General features: G+C 58.0%; 4 protein-coding genes. 1 reads left to right on the forward strand and 3 read right to left on the reverse strand.

The features are described 5' to 3' along the window. From AC1DLB_RS25120 to AC1DLB_RS25130, 3 genes are all read right to left on the reverse strand, one after another. Positions 1-450: LysE family translocator (locus AC1DLB_RS25120; RefSeq protein WP_477785848.1), on the reverse strand; the 450-nt coding region annotated here is incomplete at its 3' end. Between the two features lie 108 nt (positions 451-558). Next, complete coding sequence (locus AC1DLB_RS25125) at positions 559-1395, reverse strand: AraC family transcriptional regulator (RefSeq protein WP_064618396.1); 837 nt, start codon at positions 1393-1395, stop codon at positions 559-561. A gap of 397 nt (positions 1396-1792) precedes the next feature. Continuing rightward, positions 1793-3007, reverse strand: coding sequence for an MFS transporter (locus tag AC1DLB_RS25130; protein ID WP_477744683.1), 1215 nt, complete (start codon positions 3005-3007; stop codon positions 1793-1795). A 98-nt stretch (positions 3008-3105) separates the two neighbouring features. On the opposite strand from AC1DLB_RS25130, the gene AC1DLB_RS25135 reads away from it, so the two are divergent. Continuing rightward, the coding region (locus AC1DLB_RS25135) for a LysR family transcriptional regulator (protein ID WP_477785849.1) at positions 3106-3543 on the forward strand (438 nt) is incomplete at its 3' end.

Here is a 3543-nt window from a genome sequence, read left to right on the forward strand (position 1 = left end):
CAGGAACACCAGCGACAACAACACCAGCCGCATGGTCTTGTCGCCGCCACCGGCAAACACGCTCACCACCGCCACCGCCATCATCCAGACTTTGGGGTTGAGCAATTGCAGGGTGGCGGCACCGAACACACTCAGGCCCTCGTCGCGCGGGGTAGTCGGGTTCAGGGACGGCGGCGCGCTTTGAAAGATCTGCCAGGCCAGCCAACTCAACCAGAACACCCCGGCCCAGGCCATCGCCTGCTGCACTCGCGGAAACCGCAGCAGCGTCTCGCCCACGCCGAGCCCGACGGCAAACACAATCAGCGCCGCCGCCACGCATGCGCCAAAAATGAGGGGTAGCGTGGCACCTAGCCCCCACCGCGAACTGTGGCTCAGCACCAGAATATTGGTCGGCCCCGGGGTGATCGAGGCAACGAACGCAAACAGCAGGAAAGGCAACAACGATTCCATGGCTCAGACTCCCTGAGGACACATCGAAGGCGCAGAAAGGAACAGCGAAAAAGACATGGCATGGACTCCTTGATCAGATAGGAGGCCATGGTCGCGGGTCAGCGGGATTCAGTCTGGAAGGTTTGAGCAGCGCTTGCGGTAGTCCGCTGGCGTGAGCTGGTAGGCACGGCGGAACCAGCGCCCCATATGGCTTTGATCGGAGAACCCGAGAGCACTGGCCACCTGCGCCGGCGACTCGCCCCGCGCCAGTAGCTGCCGCGCCTTGGCCAGGCGCAGCTGGATCAGATAAGCATGAGGCGCCAGCCCAAAGGCTGCCTTGAAGGCCCGCGTCAAGCGAAAGCGATCAACACCACAGGCTTGAGCCAGATCATCCAACCCGATGTCCTCGTAGACATGGGCATGCAGATAGTCACGCGCAACCTGGGCCACCAACGGCAGACGCGGATCAAAGGCCTGCCGCTTGCGCCAATCAAGGTGGCAAGTGAGCGCCCCCAACAAGGTATCGATGGCGCTCTGGCGCACGATGCGCAAGTCACCCTCATGGAGCACGTGGAAGGCTTGATAAATGGCAGTGGCCAGGCCCGGATCCTGGCTCAGGGTGTCGGCAAAGCCCGGCTGACTATCGGCTGGCGCGTGCTCGAACAACGCATGCAACTCCCGTTCAAGCCAGTGCGGATCGAGGTAGAGCATGGAATAGGTAAACCCTTCCTCGGTCGGCGCATGCCCATCGTGGATTTCCCCCGGCTCCAGCATGAATACCTTGCCCGGCGTACTAAGATGGCGAACGCGTCGGCAATTGAACTGCTGCACCCCCTGTTCGGTGACCCCCACCAGAAAACTGTCATGCCAGTGCGGATCGTAGGCATGCCCCTGAAAATGGGCACGAATCGATTCAATCCCGGTATCGGCATCCTGGGACAGCTCAATCCAGTTGCGTTTATCCACGGAAGGCTCCAGAGGTATGGTTCAGCTTTGAACTGTGCGGGCGACTAAATTACCGCGCTTTTGAAAAGAACGTTTAGAAGATTTGTGCGGTTTGATGCTGAGCCATAGCTGCCTATGCTGAAAGGCAGAAAACGGGTCGATCTCCGTCAGTCGTGATAGGCAGAAAGCCACCAGAAACAGCCTTTCGCGGATAGAAATCGACCAGCAGCTGACCGCGTTTATAGGTAGAGATCGGTCACTTGCTCATCACGAGGGCGATCGCGAGCACAACTACGGAGGCTCATTGAAGGGATCGCCCTTAAACCAAGGGTGTATCAAGGCCAAATCAAATGAAGCCTCAATGATCACCTCTGCCCACCCTCTTAGGGTTGATAAATCCTCAACTCCTCGGCAGTAGTTAACGCCTGAAAGCATGCCCCTTGGCTATCGAAACAATCAACAGCGCTGGTAGCAACAATGCCAGCGCTACCCAGGGAATAGCACCTGCCCCCCATGTTTCCAGGAAAATGCCGCCGATCACACCACTTCCTGCAAACGCCAGATTGAAGACGGTCACCAACATTGATTGCGCAATATCAGCGCCGTCACTGGCAACATCAGCCAAGGAGGTTTGCAATAAGGTTGGCGCACCACCGAAGCTCATCCCCCACAGGACGATGCCGATATAGATCGCACTGACGGGCAGGTCACCCAGGCCCAGGGCAAACGAAACCAGGATGAATGCTGTCAGGCTGAGCAGTACCAGACTCCGAAGCCTGTCATCAATCAGCGTGCCGATCATCCATAGACCGAACAAGGCCGCAATACCGAATGAAAGGAGGCCCCGATCTATCTGATCGGCCAATCCAACAGAAGCCAGGAACGCAGCAATATAGGTATAGAGGGTGTAGTGAGCCAGGATCCAGAGCATGACCACCGCCAGCACGGGCCGCACGCCCGGGGTTTGCAGGACCCTGCGTAGCGGCAAGCGTCGATCGGAGCGTTGTCCGGGATAATCAGGCACTTTCAGATATATCCAGGCCATCAGCAAAAGGCTGAGTCCTGAGAGAGTCCCGAACACACAACGCCATCCCAGCAGCTTGCCGAGCCAGGCACCTAGCGGTACGCCTAGGGCAAGTGCCAAAGGGATGCCGAGCATGGCCAGCGCCATTGCGCGACCGTGCTGCTGTGGGGCGACCAATCGTCTGGCATAGCCGGCCAGCAGGCTCCAGGCCAGACCGGTTGCGATACCCACCACGAAGCGGGCAGCCAGCGTCAATGAAAACCAGGGCGACAGGGCGGTCACCGCATTACAGGCGCAAAACACCCCGACAGCCAGTAATAGCACCAAGCGCCGACGCCAGCCCTGCAACGCGAGAGTCAATGGAATAGCCGCTAACCCTGAGCCCAGCGCACATAGGGTCACCATCTGACCAGCCCACGCTTGCGACACACCAAATGCCTCGGCGATTTGCGGCAAAAGTCCTGCTGGCACCGTTTCGTTGGCGGTGGCGATAAAGCTCCCCATTGTCAGCGCCAACAGGGCCGCCAATGGGAGACGCCCAGTAGTGAGGTATTCGGTATTGCCCGATGTCGTGAAAGAGCCATTTTCAAATTGCGATTTGCTGGTCATGACCTGTGCTCAGAGGAATGGGAGACGTGAGTGTGATGAATTGCTACGGATTTGATAATTGGTCTACCATTTGATGAACCATCAAATTTGAATTGAATATGGCTACTGACCGATTGGGCGACATGCGTTTGTTTGTCGAAGCGGCAGCACTCGGCAGCTTGTCTGCCGCAGGGCGCAAACTGGCGCTGTCGCCGGCCGCGGCCAGCGCGCGACTTATCAAGCTTGAGGCGGCGCTGCGCACCAAGTTGTTTGATCGCACAACGCGCCAGTTGCGCCTCACGGAAGAAGGTCGGTTTTATTTGCAGCAATGCTGGGTCGCATTGCGGGCTATCGATGAGGCGGAAGCTGGGCTTCAAGCCAGTCAAACAGAGGTGCGTGGCAAGGTCCGGATATCCGCATCCGCCGATTTTGGCCGCAATCTTTTAAATGACTGGCTTGAGACATTCAGTACATTGCACCCGGAACTGTACGTCGCACTGACGTTGTCGGACTCGGTGTCAAATCTGGTGCAGGACGATGTCGATCTGGCAATCCGG

This window comes from Pseudomonas sp. 05N434 (assembly GCF_056396965.1).

Excerpts from the sequence above, each read along its gene's own strand:
- AC1DLB_RS25130 (WP_477744683.1), bottom strand. The coding sequence starts at position 3,007 with ATGACCAGCAAATCGCAATTTGAAAATGGCTCTTTCACGACATCGGGC.